Origin of the sequence: Corynebacterium lujinxingii (assembly GCF_014490555.1) — a bacterium.
In the GTDB taxonomy this organism is placed as follows: Bacteria; Actinomycetota; Actinomycetes; order Mycobacteriales; family Mycobacteriaceae; genus Corynebacterium; species Corynebacterium lujinxingii.
Genome location: NZ_CP061032.1, coordinates 1,717,706 through 1,737,087, shown reverse-complemented (window position 1 = coordinate 1,737,087; position 19,382 = coordinate 1,717,706). Strand labels below are relative to the sequence as shown.

At 53.7% G+C, this 19,382-nt stretch carries 15 protein-coding genes, 1 tRNA gene and 1 pseudogene; 15 read left to right on the top strand and 2 right to left on the bottom strand.

The features are described from left to right. Positions 1-2: 2 nt before the first annotated feature. The 9 genes and pseudogenes from IAU68_RS08565 to IAU68_RS08530 all read left to right on the top strand — a co-directional run bounded on the left by IAU68_RS08565 (position 3) and on the right by IAU68_RS08530 (position 8,987). Entirely contained in the window at positions 3-566 is a 564-nt protein-coding gene (locus tag IAU68_RS08565; RefSeq protein ID WP_171192875.1) for a DUF501 domain-containing protein, read from the top strand. Further along, on the top strand, positions 563-1,498 hold the full coding sequence (locus IAU68_RS08560) for a Ppx/GppA phosphatase family protein (protein WP_171192874.1): 936 nt from the start codon (positions 563-565) through the stop codon (positions 1,496-1,498). Before IAU68_RS08565 ends, IAU68_RS08560 begins: the two co-directional genes overlap by 4 nt. Positions 1,499-1,616: 118 nt before the next feature. Further along, positions 1,617-2,780, top strand: coding sequence for a non-hydrolyzing UDP-N-acetylglucosamine 2-epimerase (gene wecB, locus IAU68_RS08555; RefSeq protein WP_171192873.1), 1,164 nt, complete (start codon positions 1,617-1,619; stop codon positions 2,778-2,780). Between the two features lie 106 nt (positions 2,781-2,886). Further along, positions 2,887-4,152, top strand: a complete 1,266-nt coding sequence (gene wecC, locus IAU68_RS08550) for a UDP-N-acetyl-D-mannosamine dehydrogenase (protein ID WP_231699008.1) — start codon at positions 2,887-2,889, stop codon at positions 4,150-4,152. Positions 4,153-4,214: 62 nt separating this feature from the next. Then, a tRNA-Ile gene (locus IAU68_RS08545) sits at positions 4,215-4,288 on the top strand. Positions 4,289-4,327: 39 nt separating this feature from the next. Next, positions 4,328-4,930: pseudogene (locus tag IAU68_RS11615) on the top strand (glycosyltransferase); the annotation flags it as partial. Further along, positions 4,931-5,629 (top strand): glycosyltransferase, encoded by a 699-nt coding sequence (locus IAU68_RS11610; RefSeq protein WP_231699155.1) that lies wholly within the window; start codon positions 4,931-4,933, stop codon positions 5,627-5,629. A gap of 283 nt (positions 5,630-5,912) precedes the next feature. After that, positions 5,913-7,043 carry a glycosyltransferase family 4 protein gene (locus tag IAU68_RS08535; protein WP_171192870.1) on the top strand — a complete coding sequence of 377 codons (1,131 nt, stop codon included), beginning with the start codon at positions 5,913-5,915 and terminating at the stop codon, positions 7,041-7,043. A gap of 45 nt (positions 7,044-7,088) precedes the next feature. Continuing rightward, positions 7,089-8,987, top strand: a complete 1,899-nt coding sequence (locus IAU68_RS08530) for a glycosyltransferase family protein (RefSeq protein ID WP_202880076.1) — start codon at positions 7,089-7,091, stop codon at positions 8,985-8,987. Here IAU68_RS08530 and IAU68_RS08525 read toward each other — a convergent pair. Together IAU68_RS08525 and IAU68_RS08520 are read right to left on the bottom strand one after the other, a co-directional pair. Next, positions 8,984-9,691 carry an ABC transporter ATP-binding protein gene (locus IAU68_RS08525; protein ID WP_171192869.1) on the bottom strand — a complete coding sequence of 236 codons (708 nt, stop codon included), beginning with the start codon at positions 9,689-9,691 and terminating at the stop codon, positions 8,984-8,986. The genes IAU68_RS08530 and IAU68_RS08525 overlap by 4 nt on opposite strands. Positions 9,692-9,788: 97 nt before the next feature. Then, complete coding sequence (locus tag IAU68_RS08520) at positions 9,789-10,652, bottom strand: ABC transporter permease (protein WP_231699007.1); 864 nt, start codon at positions 10,650-10,652, stop codon at positions 9,789-9,791. Between the two features lie 163 nt (positions 10,653-10,815). On the opposite strand from IAU68_RS08520, the gene IAU68_RS08515 reads away from it, so the two are divergent. The 6 genes from IAU68_RS08515 to IAU68_RS08490 all read left to right on the top strand — a co-directional run bounded on the left by IAU68_RS08515 (position 10,816) and on the right by IAU68_RS08490 (position 19,375). Further along, entirely contained in the window at positions 10,816-11,544 is a 729-nt protein-coding gene (locus tag IAU68_RS08515) for a DUF6270 domain-containing protein (RefSeq protein WP_171192868.1), read from the top strand. 218 nt (positions 11,545-11,762) lie between these two features. Continuing rightward, entirely contained in the window at positions 11,763-13,121 is a 1,359-nt protein-coding gene (locus tag IAU68_RS08510) for a hypothetical protein (protein WP_171192867.1), read from the top strand. Positions 13,122-13,168: 47 nt separating this feature from the next. Beyond that, entirely contained in the window at positions 13,169-13,516 is a 348-nt protein-coding gene (locus IAU68_RS08505) for a hypothetical protein (RefSeq protein WP_171192866.1), read from the top strand. Then, positions 13,513-16,188, top strand: a complete 2,676-nt coding sequence (locus tag IAU68_RS08500; RefSeq protein WP_171192865.1) for a glycosyltransferase family 2 protein — start codon at positions 13,513-13,515, stop codon at positions 16,186-16,188. Before IAU68_RS08505 ends, IAU68_RS08500 begins: the two co-directional genes overlap by 4 nt. Beyond that, the gene (locus tag IAU68_RS08495) at positions 16,185-18,149 is read left to right on the top strand and encodes a hypothetical protein (RefSeq protein WP_171192864.1); all 1,965 of its coding nucleotides are present in this window, start codon (positions 16,185-16,187) and stop codon (positions 18,147-18,149) included. Before IAU68_RS08500 ends, IAU68_RS08495 begins: the two co-directional genes overlap by 4 nt. Before the next feature lie 38 nt (positions 18,150-18,187). Continuing rightward, positions 18,188-19,375 carry a glycosyltransferase gene (locus IAU68_RS08490; RefSeq protein ID WP_171192863.1) on the top strand — a complete coding sequence of 396 codons (1,188 nt, stop codon included), beginning with the start codon at positions 18,188-18,190 and terminating at the stop codon, positions 19,373-19,375. The last annotated feature ends 7 nt before the right edge of the window (positions 19,376-19,382 follow it).

Below are 19,382 nucleotides of genomic sequence, written 5' to 3'. Positions count from 1 at the left end.
GCATGCACACCCCTCCAACTGACGCACAACTGGCCACCGTTGCCGAGCAGCTCGGCCGCACCCCGCGCGGTGTTCTGGAAATCGCCTACACCACGCCCGACGATCAGCCAGCGGTAGTGAGAACGGCGCCAAAGCTTGACGACGGCACCCCGTTTCCCACCCTCTACTACCTCACCGATCCGCGCCTGACCGCCGAGGCGTCCCGCCTCGAGGTCGCACAAGTGATGAAGTGGATGGAATCCCGCCTCAACGCCGACACTGAGGAAGGGGAGGCTTTGCGCCGCGACTACCAGGCCGCGCACGAGCATTACCTCGCTGAGCGCAACGCTATCGATGACTTGGGCACCGACTTCTCCGGCGGCGGCATGCCGGAGCGTGTGAAATGCCTCCACGTGCTTATTGCCTACGCGCTTGCCGAAGGCCCGGAGCGCCTTCGCTTCGGCACCGAGGCAGTTGCTCTGGCCGCCGAGCACGCCAACCTGCGCGGCACCGCGATCCCAGCCGACTGGCCCACACTCGACGATCTCGGGATCACGCTCGAGGAAGCGGGGGAGGGGCTGGTATGACCCGTGTCGCCGCCGTGGACTGTGGCACCAACTCCATTCGTCTGCTGATCCACGACACCGAGACCGGCGAGGTTTCCCGCTGCAACACCATCGTCCGCCTTGGCCAAGGCGTCGACGAGACGGGCCAGTTCGCGCCCGAGGCTATCGAACGCACCCGCGTGGCACTTGCGGACTACGTCGACGAAATGCAGAGTGAGAACGTCACCCGCGTGCGCATGGTGGCCACCTCCGCCACCCGCGACGCCGCCAACCGCGAGGACTTTTTCGCCATGACCCGGGAGCTGCTCGGCCAGATTCAATCGGGTGCGGTTGCCGAGGTGATCTCCGGTGAAGAAGAGGCAGCGTTGTCCTTCGCTGGCGCCACAGCCGATCTCGATCCCGCCCGCGGCCCGTTCTGCGTGATCGACCTCGGCGGCGGCTCTACTGAGTTCGTGATGGAAACCGACGAAGGCATCCGCGCAATGTCCACCCAGATGGGCTGCGTGCGTATCACTGAGCGCTTCATGCGGTCAGATCCGCCGACCGAGGATGAAACGGCTGCGGCCCGTGCCTACATCGACGAACGGATCGATGAAGCAGCCAAGGTTGTGCCGTTCGCGGAGGCGAAAACGATTGTGGGGTGTGCTGGCACGTTTACGACGCTTTCCGCTATCGCGCAGAACCTGGACTCCTATGATCCAGAGCGGATTCACACGTCCGAGATACCGTTTGATCGTCTGCGAGAAGTGACTGCGGACTTGCGTTCCAAGACCGCCGATCAGCGACGAGAGAATCCGGTGGTACACCCCGGCCGCGCGGACGTGATTGGTTCAGGCTCCACAGTGGCTGAGCAGCTCATGGACGCCTTTGGACGTGAGGCTGGTGCTACCAGCCTCATCATCAGCGAAAAAGACATCCTGGACGGGATTGTTGCCGACTTGGTGGGGCGCTAATGACTACCTAAGCCTTTAGCTCACGCAAAGTGGCAGCTACGCCCTCAGACGACTTAATTGGAATGCCTGTACTAAGTTGTAGAGAGTATCCCTGTGTCGAACAACCCTTAAGGAACCCATGTCGGTTAAGCCGAAAATTATGACCGTTTATGGCACCCGCCCGGAAGCGATCAAGGTCGCGCCGGTCGTGAGTGCGCTTCAAAACGATGGACGTTTTGAATCGGTGGTGGTGTCCACCGGTCAACACAAGGAAATGCTGGAGCAGGTGAATAAACGCTTCGGCATCACCCCGAATCATGACATGGCGTTGATGAAGCCGGGCCAAAGTCTCAACGAGTTGGTTTCCAGGGCGATTCAAGGGCTCGATCCGATTATTGACGAAGAAAAGCCTGACGTAATTATTTCACAGGGTGATACGTCTACAGCGATGGTGGCAGCATTGGCAGGTTTTCACAAGGGGGTGCAGGTGGTCCACCTTGAAGCTGGCCTTCGCACTGGGGACATCCTCTCGCCATTCCCTGAGGAGGCAAACCGTAAGATCATTGGACAGCTTGCCTCCCTCCATTTGGCTCCCACGAACGAATCGCGCGAGAATCTTCGCCGAGAGAATTTCCGCTCTAAGGATATTGTCGTCACGGGTAACACCGTCATTGATGCGCTGTTGACGGCGTCGGAATGGGACGTTCATTTTGAAGATCCGCGACTGGAAGAGCTTCGAAACTCCAACGAGAAACTCGTCCTAGTCACTACCCACCGTCGCGAGAACCTCGACGCGATGAAGGAAATCGGTGGCGCTGTCCAGGACCTTGCAAAGTCCTACCCAGACCACATTTTCGCGTTGCCCCTACACCTCAACCCTAAGGTTCGCGAAGCGGTTCTCCCAGAGGTTGAAGACCTTCCGAACGTCATCATCACGGACCCGTTGCCGTATGACCAGTTCACAGCACTAATGAGCCGCGCATACCTAGTGCTCACCGATTCCGGCGGAGTGCAGGAGGAAGCTCCGTCGCTTGGCAAGCCTGTCCTCGTGATGCGCGAGAACACCGAGCGCCCTGAAGCTGTGGTGGCTGGAACTGTGAAGCTCGTCGGTACCGACCGCGATCGAATTGTCGCGGAGGCGAGGAACCTTCTCGACCAAGATGCTGCTTACCAAGCAATGGCAAACGCAGTGAATCCGTATGGCGACGGCAAGGCTGCCGCGCGTGCGGTTGCCGCCATCGCAGAATTGTTGGGCGTTGGAGAGCGAATCGGCGAGTTCGAACCGGAACTCGACGGCAAATAGCCGGGATCCGATACACGGACACAGTGGGCGAGGGTACGCTCTAATGGAACGATCTGAGCCGCAGAGACAACGGGTCCATAGAGGATCCATGCGAAAGGAAAAGAAAGTGGCGAACACCGCGGTGCAAAATACGTTTAAAGATGTATGCGTCGTTGGCCTTGGATACATCGGTCTTCCTACGGCAGCGTTTATCGCCTCCAAGGGAATCAAGGTAACCGGTGTTGATGTCAACCCGACCTTTGTCGAGTCCATCAATAGAGGCGAAGTGCCGTTCGTTGAACCGGGTTTTGACGAGCTGCTCAAGGACGTCGTGGAACGCGGTCTGCTGACCGCGCGCTTCGACCAGGTCGAGGCGGATGCCTACATCGTCTGCGTGCCAACCCCGTTCAAGGGTGACAATCACGAGGTAGACACCAAATACATCAACTCAGCGGTCGATGCGATGGCTCCGCGCCTGCGCCCAGGTGCCCTTGTGGTGTTGGAGTCCACCTCTCCTCCGGGAACGACTCGCAACATGGCGGAGTACATCATCGAGAAGCGGCCTGACCTCTCGCTGAACGAAGAAGACGAGAATGCCATCTTCGTTGCTCACTGTCCTGAGCGCGTCCTGCCGGGGCAGATCATGGAAGAGATGGAGAACAATGACCGCGTCATCGGTGGTTTGACTCCAAAGGGCACGGAGCTTGCTCGTGATTTGTATGCGACGTTCTGCACCGCTGAATTGCTGACGACAGATGCGACGACCGCGGAGATGGCGAAGCTTACCGAGAACTCGTTCCGAGACGTAAATATCGCTTTCGCAAACGAGCTTTCCCTAATTAGCGACCGTCTTGGAATCGACGTCTGGGAGCTGATTGAGCTCGCCAACCACCACCCACGTGTCAACATCCTCAAGCCCGGCCCCGGCGTCGGTGGACACTGCATCGCTGTCGATCCGTGGTTCATCGTTTCCGCAGTACCGGAGGAAGCCAAGATTGTTCGCCAGGCACGGGAGATCAACGATGGCAAGCCGTCGTTCGTCCTGGACAAGGTAGAGAAGGCGCTCAGCAAGTCTGACAATAAGAGGGTTGCAGCTCTTGGTATCGCATTCAAGGCGGATATCGACGATCTTCGAGAGTCGCCGGCGCTGGGTATCGTTGAGCAGTTGGCTGAACGAAATCCCGAAACCACGGTTTCTGTTGTGGAACCGAACGTAGATTCCCTGCCCGATCGTCTCGCCGCGCACAAGAACATTGAATTGGCCGATTTCACCACAGCCATCGAAAGCGCAGGCGTTGTAGTCCTCCTCGTTGACCACCGGGAGTTCGTTGGCATCGACCAGAATTTGCTCAACGGAAAGACTGTGATTGATACTAGAGGTATTTGGCGCTAAGGCACCCGTGCTTTACGCCTAAGTATTGCGACTCTAGGAAGAAGAGTTCCGGAGCCGCATTAGGGGCTATAGCTCAGTCGGTTAGAGCCGCGGACTCATAATCCGCTGGTCGCGGGTTCGAGCCCCGCTGGCCCCACAATCATTCAGCCCATAGTCAATCGGAGGTGGCGAGGACATGCGTATTCTTCTCGTCACCCAGTATTGGTACCCAGAAAACGGAGTACCGCAACGTCGATGGTCTTGGCTTGCGAAAATACTTATCGACGCTGGTCACGAAGTCTGTGTAGTTGCACCTCCACCACGTAATAGCCGGTCGATTGACGACACTACAGGTGACAGTAGTCTGACGCGGAAGGTCCCATATAAGGGAGCCGAAGGCGAGACTATTTTCCGCACTTCCGCTTACCGGGTAGGCGATTCGATTACGTCGAAGGCTGCTAGCCAGCTGCGGATAGCACTCTCGCAAGTTCGAACGCTCATTAGGAACAGGAAACAGATTGAGCCGGACCTTGTAATAGGGACGGTGCCTGCTCTGCCAACAGCAGGGGTAACGTGGCTGGCCGCTAAAATTTTCGGTCGGCCGTACGTCATCGATCTCCGGGATGCTTGGCCAGATCTGATGGGACAAGCGGCGTCTTGGAATGCCGGTGTCGGGGATCCGTCGATCCGAGAGAAGCTCGCTAAAAACGGCCCTCTCCAACTGGTCACTCGTGTGTCCACGAAAGTACTGAATTCTTCTCTGAGGGGTGCGAGGGCAATCTTGGTCACCTCCAGCACCTTGAAAGCATCTCTGGAGTCGCGCCGTGAATTGTCCACGCGAGGAAACAGTCCAGAAGTCGTAGTAATCCGAAATGTGTTTCCAGTAGCTAGTCAGCCAACGAAAGATAGGGGGAATCATCGAAAAGACGGCCACTTAAACGTGCTGTACGCCGGCACCATAGGCCGCGCACAAAACCTGCAAAACGCATTGGAAGCTGCCAAGCTGGCCAAGCTACAGGGGCTTCACGTTCATATGATATTCGTTGGTGCGGGTGCAGCCCGTGAGCTGCTCCAGGAGAAGGCTCAGGAGTATGGAGTCGACGCTCGTTTTATTCGCCTTAAGCCGGCAGAACTTTTGAACGCGTATTACGACTGGGCTGACACAGCGCTGGTGCACTTGGCTGAATGGGAACCGCTGCGACGCACGGTCCCGTCCAAGACATATGAGTTACTCTTTAACCGGATTCATATTTCGGGGGTTGTGGAGGGGGAGGCCGCTGATCTGATCTCAAGCCTGGGCGGCGGAGACGTTGTGCCACCGCAGGATCCATTGGCGCTCGCAAAGTTATGGGTGTCGCTCGGCAATAACCCGCAGCGCCTCAGAGTCGGAACCACCGGCCGTGATTGGGTGATTCGGGAGCGTGAAGAAATGACACCTGTGCGATTGCTGCAGATAATGGAGCAGATCGAAGCATCGGATGGTAATGCGCCCAGCTAGGTACTTCCCGCTTTTTCTATCTGCGATGGTGGCGGACTTCCTGTCGGGGCCGATGCCGTTTCTACAGAAAGTCTCCGTAAGAATTGGCCGAAAACTCCAGGGAAGTGGCTTCAGACTCCCTGTTCCCTTGGAACGCATGTCTCGTGCGGGAGTTCCGGACACTACTTCGTGGCAAGACTTAGGCGATCCCATTCTTCCATCAGTTAATCGGCAGCCTAGTGACGAAGCTCGGGTCCTGTATTTTATAAATAGTGCGCAGCCATACACAGTGAGTGGATACACGGTGCGTACTCAAAAAATTCTCCAAGAAATTAGGCAGCAAGATGTAGCTGTCTACCCAGCTACAAGAATGGGATATCCGGCGACAATCGGCGTAATTCCCGCACAGAATTCCGTATCAGTTGACGGCATCGATTACTTCTTGTTGCTACCCAGCCGGATGTCTTTGCGGAGAGGCAAGAATCGACGTGAGGCCATTAATTTGCTTGCCGAGATAGCACGGCAGCTCGATATCACCCTGTTGCACACGACGACAGACTTTAGAAATGCGAGCTTGATCAGCGAGGTCGCACAGATCCTTGGGATCCCATGGGTTTACGAAGTGCGCGGGGAGCGCGATAAGACACTGGAGTTAGAGAGCTCGGAGCAAAGAAGTAGGGATTTTCTCGCAGAGTTCAGAAGACGCGAAACCCTAGCTATGCAAGCGGCTTCTGCAGTCCTTGTGCTCAGCGACGTGTCACGGCGTCGCGTTGAAGAACGCGGAGTTCCGAAAGACAACATTTACGTTGTTCCGAATGGATTCGATCGTGATGAGGCTATAGAAGCCCCTACCAAGGATTTCGCAAGGAAAAATATCGGGATCCCGTCGAGCACAAAGCTGATTGGGACAATCACCTCGGTTGTTGACTATGAGGGGCTCGATTCGCTTATCTTAGCCTTGGAATTCCTTGATGAACACACCAAAGCATTGATAGTCGGTAACGGCTCTGAGCTTCCCGCCCTACAACATTTAGTAGAGGAGAGGGGTTTAACAGATCGAGTTGTCTTTGCAGGCAAGCAAGACCCCCAAGCTATTCCTGAGTGGTGTGCTGCATTAGACGTGTTTGTGTTGCCACGAAGAGACTATGAAGTATGCAGGGCAGTCACCCCGCTAAAACCGATGCTTGCGATGGGAATGAATATCCCAGTGGTTGCCTCCGACCTTCCTGCGGTTAGAGAAGCTACTGGTGAGTTGGCTCTGTATGTTCCACCCGATGATCCTGAAGCATTGAGCGAAGCGATCCGGAAGGTACTCGCGGATCCAGACCACTTTTATGGTCATCAGCTGGAGGCGTTCTTGGCTACACGGACATGGCAGGCTAGTGCTCAACGACTAATCGAAGCTTACGAAGAAATTGTCTCGCCCGAAGCGTAGTTCTGAGCCAGACGATAGACGCCCAAACGTAAAGGAGAAATCGCGATGGTCAATTTTCGAGAACAAGCTCGTTCGATGAGCGACGACGTGTCCCGCTTCGTGAATGTGATGCGAAGGCAGGGGGCACGGAAAGCAGCAGAAAAAGCTGCTTTCGCACTGTCACGACGCATCGCGCCGAGACCCCTGGGTGAGTGGTCTGACGTTGAAGAGATCACTCCTGCGCCCAACCCGAGAAAACCCTTTCAAAGAATAACGGTCGGATCGATTCTCGATGAGTTTTCCGAGCGAGCGTGGGGGTACGAGTTTGACCTGCGCCCAGTGAATCCCGGCGAGACCTTTGTACCCAATGCACAAAGCGGCGAGCGGCCATTCGAGCTCCTATTCGTCGAATCTGCGTGGAATGGCAACGGAGGCAAGTGGCAGTATCAGCTGACTGGAGAAAACGCGCCGTCTCTAGCTCTAAAAGAATTGGTGGATTGGTGCAAAGCTAGTGGCATTCCGACGGTGTTCTGGAATAAAGAAGATCCGGCTCACTTCGACGACTTCATCGAAACGGCGAAACTCTTCGATTTCGTGTTCACGACAGACGCGAACTTGGTCCCGCAGTATGAGGCCGCTTTGCCAAGTGCAAAAGTGGGCGTCCTACCGTTCGCTGCTCAGCCGGTTCTTCATAATCCGATTTTGAAAGCAGGGGAGGAACGCCGGGGCGATATTGCATTCGCCGGCACGTATTTTGCACATAAATTTGAATCGCGCCAACAGCAGATCGCACTTGTTTTAGATGCTGCGGTGCGAGCATCTCGAAGCCTTAAGGACGGTTTAGTAGTCTTTTCCCGCTTTGCAGGAAAAGAAGATAAATACCAGTTTCCCTCAGAATACGAGCGCTATGTAGAAGGTGCGTTGCCGTACAACAAAATGTTGTCGGCTTTCAAAAGGTTCAAAGTTGTTCTAAACGTCAACACGATCACACAAAGCCCTACGATGTGCAGCCGTCGTATTTTCGAAGCAGGTGCGTCCGGTGCGGTGGTCGTTTCAACTGACAGTGTCGCTTTACATGAAATGTTCAGGGAGGATGAGGTCCCAATCATCCGCGATGTGGAGGGGGGCAGCTATTTGCTTCGAAGCATCGTCAATTCCCCAGAAGTTCGAGATCGAATCAGCCACAGGGCACAACGGAAAATTTGGGAGAATCACACCTATACCGATCGCGCCTTCACTCTTCTTCGTGCGATTGGATTGGCTGAGGAGCAAAGCGATGCACGACCGAAGGTGTCGATTCTGGCCTCGACAAACCGCCCGCAACAGTTGAGTCATCTCTTCTCACAGGTTGCGCGGCAACGTAATGTCGAGGTTGAGCTCATGATGATGCTTCATGGAATCGACGAACAACCGCAGGCGGTCAGGGCGCAGTTTCCTGAAGGGGTTACAGGACAGGTCTTCCAGGCACCGAAGTCTTGGTCCCTCGGTAAATGTATGAATCACCTGGTGGGCAAAGCAACCGGCGACTTTATGGCCAAGTTTGATGACGATGACCTCTACTTTGAAAACTACCTGCGGGATCAGATAAATGCACTTGAGTACTCCGGCGCCGACATCGTAGGTAAGCGGGCATCGTACTTGCACCATGGGCAGTCTGACAGCTTCTTGCTCAGGAATCCAGCCCACGAAATGTGTTTTACGGATTTTGTGGCAGGTCCGACACTAGTCTGGCGCCGCCAGGTGACTGAAGGGTTGGCGTTTCCGGATCGCACCAAGGGCGAAGACACGGCGTTTCTCAACGGTGCGGTCAAGAGCGGATACACCATCTATTCCGCGGACCGCTTTAACTTCGTTCAGATGCGGTCGCCTTCAGTAGCACACACTTGGGAAGTCGACGACGAAGTTATCTTTGCGAATGCCCGGGTAATTGCGATCGGATCGGGCATACTCAACGTCGGGTGTTAGCGGGATGCAGTTTCGCTTGAAAGACGGATTGTGGGAGGGGTATAGGAAGCCGCTGTTTCGCGAATGATCTTCTCAGCCTCGTCGTCCTTGCCGGTGGCTGCTCGGTTACTCCACACTCTGTATCGCTTCGTAAGCGACTCGGCGGGGCCGTCTGCGATGATTTCTCCCTCGTGAAGCCACAGCGCACGTGAGCAATTGTCCTGAATCGTCTTTGCTCCGTGCGACACAAGGAAAACAGTGCCAGATTTATCGAGGAATGAATCCATTCGCTTCTTAGCTTTTGAGGTGAAAGTGGAATCTCCTGTGGACAGAGCTTCATCCACGAGCAAGATTTCGGCACGCACTGATGTTGCGATGGAGAACTTCAGACGGGCAGACATACCAGAGGAATAAGTACGCAGTGGCCGATCGATGGAATCCGTTAAGTCGGCCCATTCGATTACGGAGTCTTCCAGTTGCGCAACTTCGTCAGGATGTAGTCCCATGGCAAGCAAGCCAAGTCTTACGTTTTCCCTTCCAGTCAAAGCCCCTTGAAGTGCGGCTGACACGCCCAGGAGCCGTGGTTCAGCAGATACTCGTACGAGTCCAGAGGTAGGAGACTCGTTTCCGGCGATGATCCGCAGCAGGGTAGATTTGCCTGAGCCGTTCTTGCCTAAAATGCCGACGGATTCGCCTCGGTAGGAGACGAACGAAACGGACTTCAAGGCGTCGACAGTGGTGGTCTTCCTTCCGAGTCCACGGATCGAGCCCGAAGACGTCAGTCGGTAGGTTTTCGACAAATCTCGTACAACAACGGTTGGTTTACCTGACACGCGCGTACCTCTCTTCAGCTTCCCAGAAGAAGATCAAACCGATAATGAGTAGACCAAATGTCCAAGCAGCGAGATAGAGCCATCGGCCGAGGGGAGGAACGGTTTGATAAATGGTTGCCTCACGTACCGCTGTTAAGAACTGGTAGGCGGGATTTGCGAGCATGATGGACTGAATGGTCTCATTCGAATCGAATCGGTGGATGTCGAAGAACACGCCTGAAACGAAGAACAAACCGCGAGTAAAAGTAGATACAAGGGCCTTCAGATCGGGAATGAACGCCGTAATTCTTGCGACGATCAACATTGCTCCTAGAGAGAACAAATGGATCATCAGGAAAAAGACGGGCACCGTGAGGATCGCAGGGCTAGGCGTCAGCCCGTGGTACAAAAACGCAATGAGAAGACCGACTATCGCTGGCGCGACATTGTCAAGCAGCTGCTTGACAGTCAGTGAGATGGGGAGCGCCGCCTTCGGGAATGAGAATGACGAGATCATTCCTTTCGAGCTTTGAATCAATCCAGCACCAGAATTCAGACCTCTAGTGATGAAGTTGAAGAAAATAACACCGATAACCAGATAGCCAATGAAATAGTCAATATTCTTTGAGATGTTGAGGACAACACCAAAGACAAGGATGTAAACGGCGGTATCAAGAATCGGTTGAAGCACAATCCACGCTCGCCCGAGGTACATGTCCCTACCTCGTGAAAAAGCCTTGTTCCTAGCCTCAGCCCAAATAAAATGGCGGCGTTGCCAAAGTTGTGCGAGATATCTGCCTAGGCCTGGCCTGGCGCTAAGTCTCCTCAAAAAGGTGTCATCGACCTCGATGAGTTTTTGTTGCACCGTACTCACGTTCTTTCCTCAGCTAGCAATTCGCGTCGGGCTTGTAATTCACGACCATAATCTAGACTTCTTTCGCCGATCGTCCTAAAAGAGGGAAATGAATTGGGTGGCTAGTAGGATTATTAAAACTTTTTCGAGTTCAACCAGTTTGCTCTAGTGCGTGAGGAGAGAAGTGACATCACCGAAATACAGTCTGCTCATTGTTGGCGGCTGCGTTAGTCGCGACACGGTCGACCCTCTTCTGGGAAAGTCCCTTGAGCTCAAGCGGTACGTAGCACGTCAATCCTTCATCTCTGCCGGCACTGATGCAACGAAACTGGTTCCCAAAGTCGACCTGCGCAGTCAATTTCAGCGTCGAATGCTCGAAGCCGATCTGGCGGGCTCGCTATTTCGTGATGTCGAAGAGAATTCGGAAGTCGACTTAGTGCTGTGGGATTTGAATATTGAACGACTCGGCGCTTGGCAGTTCGATGTCGACTCGTTTGCTACAGACAGTGGTGAGTTTAGGCGGTTGGAGAACTACAGCAGCATCACCACCGGTGTCCCCCATATCGACTTCGGCGAAGAGGATCACTTCCGAATATGGAAGGAGCGATTCTTCCAGTTTAAGGACCTGCTCCAAAGGAACGAACTAGTTGAAAAGACGCTACTGTTAGCTCCTGACTGGGCATTGGTTGATGAGACTGGTGAGACTGTCGGATTGTTTGAGGCGGTCAAGGCTGGTGCGTATAACGCGATCTACCGGCGGTACTGGGACTTCGCAGAGGCAAACGGATTTGAGGTTCTGCGGATGCAAGATACAGTCGCTGATTCCCATCACAAGTGGGGGCCTGCGCCGTTTCACTACACTGAAGACGTTTATGATGTCTTCCGGGAAACCATAATGGGGAAATTGGCATAATGCCCATTCGCATCATTTTGAAGCGGGTCGCCACTCGGTGGCCGTTTGAGCCGTTATACCGACGTGTGAGACCGGTGAAAACGAAGGTCTCGGCGTACCGGCAACGTGGTAGATCGTCTCGAGGCGCTGCGTTGTTTACACGATCTCGCAGAATCGATGATGAGGTGGCGCCGTTTGGTAGGGGATACCTCATTGCTAGGGGTGAGGAGCCACATTTTGTGCCTAGCGGGTGGGAAGCGCTTTCCATCTGTGGCCTCGAACTCTGGCATGACGAGCGGTTGCCTGTAGAAATCTGTGCATCAGACGATTTCGATAGGGCTGCGATCCTCATTGGTAAAGCAATTGATTCAGATTTGCATTCGAGCGACCAGTCAGAGATTTGTCGCAGTCTCATGGAGGCGGCGAGCCGCGGCTCGGACTTTCGAGCATTGGACGAGTACGTCACATGGCTCGGGGGCAGGTTTGTCATTCTCGTAGTCAACGGGGAGACCATGAGACTCTACGGAGATGCGACTGCAAGTCGGTCATGTTTCTGGGCCGTGACGAAGCGTGGTTTTGTCGCATCGTCACATTCGACTTTGACAGCACGCGCTATCGATGTGGTGGCTACAGACAGGTCGCGTTTGTTTCTAAATCACCCTGACTACAAGAGCCCCGCTGGAAAGTGGCTGCCCGGAGCAATGGCGCCGCACGATGCGGTCTCAATGCTCACGGCGAACTGTGTCTTGACGGTGAACAAGAACGAGGCAAAGCATTCTCGGTTCTTCCCTTCGGAAGGCTACTCACCAAGAAAGTGCGATGCGATCGAAACAGCACGTCAGGTGGAAGATGAACTCAACCGTCAACTCGAGCTCGGAATAGACAAGAGGAAGCCTTTCTACTTCGGGCTAACAGCGGGCTGGGATTCGAGAGTGTTTCTCAAAGCGACCCTTGAGCGACTGCGTGCGCTGAATGCGATTGCATTCACCTACCATTCCTTCGATAAGAACCCATCGCACTCCAGAAATGACCTGATAGCGGCTAGCCGCCTAGCTGTGGACTCTGACTTGCGGTTTTTGGTAATGGATTTGAAGCCGTCCGATAAGTCCAGTCGCTTCAGAAAGGCTTATGCAAAGACGTTCACAGGGTGGGCACGATTCCCAGCATTGGCGGAGAACTTCTATAACGAACTCGATCATGACGGCCAGGTGGCGATTTTGCTTGGGCCGGAGGTTGGCACTGTCTTTTATCGTGAAAGGGACCCATCGCTTCTGAATGCACGTGGCCTCGCTGCGAAATTCACGCAGTCGCCCTTTGCGGAGAACACCGAATTGGTTCGCTACCTGGACTCATACATTAATTACACCCAGCTTGATATGAGTGAGCGCGCGACTTTCCACCCATTTGATCTCTTCTATTGGGAAAGCCGATTGAGTTCGTGGGCCGCCGGAGGTTACGCGGAGTATGAAATGGCGGCCGATGTAATATTGCCTTTTAATACGAGGAGGATTCTCGTGCCGATGCTGGAGCAATCGTTCGATGAGCGTCTGAGTAAGCGTGTCTATAAGATCATTTTGGATAAAATTGACCAGCAATAACGTTGAGAGCGTCCAATCCCGATAGTCAAAGAGAAAGTATTAGCGGCGTGGCAGAACAAGTACGACCGGTCGAAGATTTCGAATCGTCTCAAGACGTAGCTGATCAGGTTCGGCGATTGACCGTCGAACTAGAGGAGACCTGCGATGCTCTGCTCTTCGAAATTGATCGGGATAGAAAACTTGTTGCCGGAATTCAAAAGCGAGATCGCAAGATTGCGGAGTTAAAACAGCGAGTCCGCGTCCTCGAAAAAAAGCTCGGCATCCCCGATGAAGAGCGCGCTGGCTTGCCATTTCTACCGAATTCTTTGCGTGGCAAGGATGTACCGCGGGGGGTTTTGCAGATTAAAAAGAAGTATTGGGCAATGAGAAGCACTTTTAGGAAGGCAATGAAGTGAAGGACGCGGCCGTACAAAAGCAGTTAGATCGCCTAACTGAGCTGGAAGCTAAAGCCGAAGCAACCAAATCGGCGTCCCGGGACCTTCGTTCGTACACTCGCACACTGGCATACCACGATGCTCTGTCGGGCAAGCACGCTTTTTTTGACCCCACTAATTCTCGCGACGCCTACGAACAGCGCGTGGACTTTTATGACAGCGAGTTTTCGCAACGACTAGACGAGATGTTGGCAGAGGCTGATTCCCTGCCATCTATAAGCCGCCAGCGCTGGGACAAGCGTAGGAACGTTCGAATTGGCATCATCGCCGATAAATTTCTTTACGAATCACTTCGAGTTGCGGCAGATTTCGTGCCTTTGACCCCGGAGAATTTAGAAGAAGAGATTCCGACGTTGGACCTCCTGCTCGTGGTTTCCGCTTGGAGAGGGCTGGAGGACGAATGGCATGGGTTCGGTGGGGTGAATTCTGAAGGGCGTCGGCTTTTTTCCGAAAACGCTGCGCCGCTTGCTCGGTCGCTTGACATCCCGATCGTTTTTTATTCGAAGGAAGACCCGCCAAACTTTGCGAAGTTCCTTGGTCTTGCGAAGGAAGCGGACTTCATCTTCACGTCCGCTGAAGAAATGGTGCCCAAGTACCAGGAAGCCGTGGGCGATGGAACGCCGGTCGAGGCCTTGCCCTTCGCGGTCAACTTCGAGCGAACCAATCCCGTTGGAAGTGAGCGATTTGACGGTAACGATGTAGTTTTTGCGGGATCGTGGCTCGCACACAAATACAAAACTCGCGCACAAGCGGCAAAGAAAATCTTTAAGGGGGTCCAGGATTCCCACCTCGACCTGTCGATCTTCGACCGCAATGCGGATTTGGACCAGAGCGATTTCAAAAGCGATCTATCCCGTTATAATTTCCCAGATGACTTTCTTCCGCATCTGCGGAGACCGATCTCGCACGAAGACGTTCATCGCATTCAACGGCTTCTCCCCTTTGGGGTAAACCTGAATTCAGTTACGGCGAGCTCCACCATGTTCGCTAATCGCGTTGTGGAGCTGTTGGCGACCGGTACGACCGTTTTGTCTAATTACAGCAACGGAGTGAATTCCCTTTACCCGTATGTTGCAATCGTCGATTCTGAAATAGACGCCCAGCAGTTCGTTGACAACTTGAGCACGGAGTATTTCCGCTACGGTCGAGCAAGCGGCATCCGAGACGTATTCCTCAACGACACTGCCTTTGAACGTGTCGATCAGATCCTCGATGTGGTTGGAGTGCCTTACACCAGAACCGATCACCGCATTCTCGTAGTCGCCGATGACGAGCAAGACTTCGCAGATTTCGTGGCTTCTCAGGACGGAGACTTCGACTTTGAATGGGTCACTCGAGACGAGCTTGCAAAAACACAGGGCAGCAAGAATGGCGATGTCGTTGTCTTCGCCAACAACCTATCGCTCAATTCTCCTTTTTTGGTTGCAGACGCGGTTGCCGCTTTCCGCTACAGCGACGCCGACGCAGTAGAGCTTTGTTCAGTTGATGACCCGCGGACTTGCTATGAATTCGTGGAGCCGGGGCCGAGGTCGACCCTGCAAGTTGTTTGGCTGGAGCCGGGGAAGACCTTTAACACCACCCCCATTGAGCGGAAAATTTTGGCGAGGACCGCTGCGGTTGCAAATACAGTAGTTTCTTCGCCGGAGGCAAAGGATCTGACAGTAATTGTGCCGGTCTACAACAACGGCCGATTCCTCATTCACAAGTGCTTCCAATCCCTGCGGAGGAGTTCGGTATTCTCAACGGCAGAGATTCTTCTGGTTGACGACGGGTCGACAGACAAGGAAACGCTTCATGCATTAGCCGTGCTTGAGCAGGTTTACGAGAATGTCTCAGTTTTCCGGTTCCCACCAGGGGGATCGGGTAGCGCTTCTCGCCCTCGGAACAAAGGCCTTGAGCTCGCGCGCACAAAGTTCGTTACTTACCTAGATCCGGACAACGAACAAGTAGAAGATGCTTATATCCAGCTTCTTGAGCTAATGCGCTCTGAGCCACTCTCATTCGCACTTGGAAACATGGTGAAGTTCAAAGGGACCCGAAGTGTCATCAACAATTCGTGGCACCTCAAGAAGTCTCTCAAATCTGCTGGGATCGAACGAATCGGAGAGGGAGTGTACCACCTGGGCGGCAATAACCGGGACTTGCTGGCTACAGCCGAGTATCAGCCGATGAGCATTCAAGCGCTCATTGCTGATACCGCTTGGCTCCGCAGCACTGGTATTGAGCAGCCGGAGGGTGCTGTAGGACAGGATTCCTACTTCTTCCAGCAAATGCTTTACTACGCCGAAACCATCGCAGTCGTACCGAATCCGGTTCACGTCTACTATGCGGAGGTTGCCAACTCGACAGTGAACTCTATTTCGGCGAAGTTCTATAGAAAGTATTTGCCGTTAGAGGAGTCTCGATCTTCCTGGCTGAAAGAGATCGGCCTCATCGACCATTACTCCGATACGCGATTCTTGGCGTTCCTTCAAAAATGGTACTTGGTGAAGCTGAGAAATGTTGTTGGCGAAGATCGCGCAGAGAGTATTTCATGTATTTATGAGATTGCTTCAATGTACGGTCCGCGGGTTACGGAAAACCCACAGTTCCAAAGCTTAATGGCTGAAGCAGAAGAGGAAGTTCGCCAGTGAGCAGTGAGAAAGATGATCTGAACTATCGAACAGCTTCTTCGGCCTCAAAGGAACAGTCACGTTCGATTTCACGGCACCACGATCCGTATGTAGGCGGGTTCCTTATGTCGGAAAACGACCTAGGAACGATTGGAAGGTTCACTAAACAGGAGCTTCCGAACGGGCTCTATTGGTGGAGTGACAATATCGTCGCAGAAGAGCTGGTGGAAGGTCTTGACCGAAGTTTCCTTCTGATCCGAGGTCACTGGGCTCTGACCTCACCCGGATGCGAGGATGGCCCTGCTGCCCGGTGCCTGCTTGAAGCGGCCCAGTCCTCCATGGATGAGTTCCACGAGCAGTTGGAATACCTCAGTGGCAGATACATTATTGTTCTGCACCTAGCAGGGCGCACATACGTGTATAACGACACCCTCGGAGCGCGCACGGTCTTTTACTGCGAGAAAGATCGATTGGTGGCTTCGCACCTGCATCTCATAGAGGAAGTTGGTGCATATGAAAAGTACGATTTTAGTGGGGACATCCGCGAAGTTCAGTGGGCTGCGGATTTCACGCCCCTAAAAGGGGTTTTCAATCTTCTTCCCAATTTCTTCCTTCAGATACCAGAGTTCAAAGTTGGTCGGTTCTATCCGCGAGAAGAGAACAGATTCTGGGGCGCTGAAAGAGAAGAAAAGTACCGCGAGATTGAACGCATCTGGCGGAGCTCTCAAAAGACCTACTTCGAGGCATTCCCAAACATTGCGTTTTCGATCAGCGGTGGAATAGATAGCCGACTAGTCCTCGCTATGGCCAAGCCATTTTGGCACAAGATGAATGGCTATACCTACGGGCTGCCATCGCGTGGAAATAGCCGCACTGGAGGTACCTTTTACCGGCGCACAATGCTTGCGGACGATCGCATTGTCCGGAGCATCCTTGAATCGGTGCGATTCAAGGAACACACCTTTTTCGATGTAGCGAAACGAGCAGAGGTCGGCAGTGAATTAGCTGGTCTGCTTGGAAAAAACACCTACGGTGAGCATGGGCAGCACCTGGTTGCTGCCTACCGCGAAAAGTTTTCGAATGGAAGGTGGCTGAACATTAGAGGAAATGCCATCGAGCTTGCGCGTATTGTGCATCTCGGTGCAGGGTTTGACCGGCGTCTTTCCAAAGTTCAGAGTGAATTTCCGGATGATGTTGAAGAACGAATGAAAGTCCTGGGGTATAGCTCTAATCTTCATGGCTACGGCAAGCGGCGCATGATGTACTGGGAGCTGAGACACGGCAAGTGGCTCGGAGAGATCAACAATGAGCTCGATGCCGCGTTCGATACGTGGATTCCTGCCTCTAATCGACGGATCCTTGATTTGATGAGCTCTTTCGCTGAAGAGGAGCTCACCGAGGGGCTCGTTATCCGCGATCTAATCGACAGGAATGCGCCCGAGCTAAATTGGCCCCCGGTTAATTCATCGCAGACGCTCTACCGGGATTGGCGCGATTTGCGTTTTCCAGCATCCCGGATGCTCGACACAATTACTACTTTCGACGGTAACGGTAATCAGCAGGAAATCCAGCCCCTGGGAGAGTGCAGGCTATCGCAGTCCCAGGTAGGCCCAGGTGCGGGGATGCAGATTAAGTTTGCGCCCGTAAAAGAGACTGGGACTCTACTCTTTCGGGTTTTGGTGCCCTATGGCAGCGCCTCTGGCAAAGGCTATTTCAACTGGGGCGTCAAGATAAATGGGGAACAGCGTTTCACCATTGATGGAGCGGAAAAAGGTGTCCCGGTTAGCTTTTCGATCGACAATATTTCGCCAGAAGACGAGGTGCTTGTAGAGCTGAGCTTTCTGAAAAAGGTCCAGGGGGCGGAATCCTGGTCGAGGGCAACTCGACTTCGGATTGAAGACTGTAAGCTGTACCCCCGCCCAATTGGAGATGCCAGTCCGGCACTCCGAACGGATTGGCCCAGCACGGAAATCCAACCGTGACAATGGTCAGAATAAAGTCGTTCAGAGAAGGGTTTAGCATGCAGAAAACGGTTCCCGTAATCGCGCTTACCAAGTGTGGAATTGGAATTTTCGATCTTGACTGGTGGGTTCCTCGACTCGGTCTTTTCAAGTCGGTAACTCTGCCGAGCGTGCTCCAAGCATCCGAAGGGTATGAATTTCACTGGTTCATACTTCTCGACGAAGATATGCCGCCTGAGGCGCTGGAATCTTTGCGTACTGCGATTGACGAAACGGGAGGCACTGAGAAAGTTCACCTGCAATTCGTGCGCACCTCAATCGAAGCGAACCGTGCGGGCTTGAATGCGATGCGGTCGATAGTCGGTGATCATCAGAGGGCACTAGTTATCCGGATCGACGATGACGATGCGGTGTCCCGCGAAGCGTTTACGACTGCGCTGGACGCTATTGATGATCGTGGACGGCCTGCGGTGGTCTCGCTGGCTGAGGGCTACATTTTCGATGCCCCTGGAATTGTGTATGGCGAGTGGGCGTCCCCAAATCAGACCAGTAACACTTACTACTACGGCAACCTCGCAGAAGTCCGACGGGTCATTTGGCACAACCACACGAAGGCGCTTTTTAACGCAAAACGTTTTGGGTATCAGTCGAAGTCGGTGCTTGGGAAGGGGAGGAACTTCCTTTATACGGTTCATCGCCAAGCCGACGGCTCCTATGAGGAACGTCAACAGAGGATTCAGGAATGGTCGGACGTTGATGACCAGCTCGCTGACGAGTTTGCGCTAGATGTTGAAGGGTTGGCCGAGTGGCAGAATTATCAGCGTACTGCTAAGCGTACGTTGGGATTGACGTGGCGCAGAGCCATGCCCGAAGTCACTCGGATTCGGGAGCTTTATGCTGAAATCGATAAGCTGAAACGCGAAATCGTTAAGACCAATAGCACCCTGTTTGATCCTAAGACTCCGTTCCTGTACTTGCTGGATCCGGCAATCCCCCCTGCATCGGTCAAGAAGGGCAAGGTGCGTTTCAGGGGAGTCGCCACACCTGGTTCGCGTCTGGACCTGTCGCTAGCTGGTAAAAGCTCGAACTACAAGTTGTTCAGGACGGTGGACGTAGATGACCGCACTGGAGAATTTGATTTTCACTGCGGCTTTAACGCAGCGACATGGAAGGTGCGGTTAGATGTGGTCGATAGGGAGACCGAAAAGGTGCTGAAGACGTGGGAGTTTAAACTCACTGTGCGTTAACGGAGCG

Bases quoted from the DNA above. Each gene is read 5' to 3' on its own strand.
- IAU68_RS08565 (WP_171192875.1), top strand. From the start codon at position 3: ATGCACACCCCTCCAACTGACGCACAACTGGCCACCGTTGCCGAGCAG.
- IAU68_RS08560 (WP_171192874.1), top strand. From the start codon at position 563: ATGACCCGTGTCGCCGCCGTGGACTGTGGCACCAACTCCATTCGTCTG.
- wecB (WP_171192873.1), top strand. From the start codon at position 1,617: ATGTCGGTTAAGCCGAAAATTATGACCGTTTATGGCACCCGCCCGGAA.
- IAU68_RS08530 (WP_202880076.1), top strand. From the start codon at position 7,089: ATGGTCAATTTTCGAGAACAAGCTCGTTCGATGAGCGACGACGTGTCC.
- IAU68_RS08490 (WP_171192863.1), top strand. From the start codon at position 18,188: ATGCAGAAAACGGTTCCCGTAATCGCGCTTACCAAGTGTGGAATTGGA.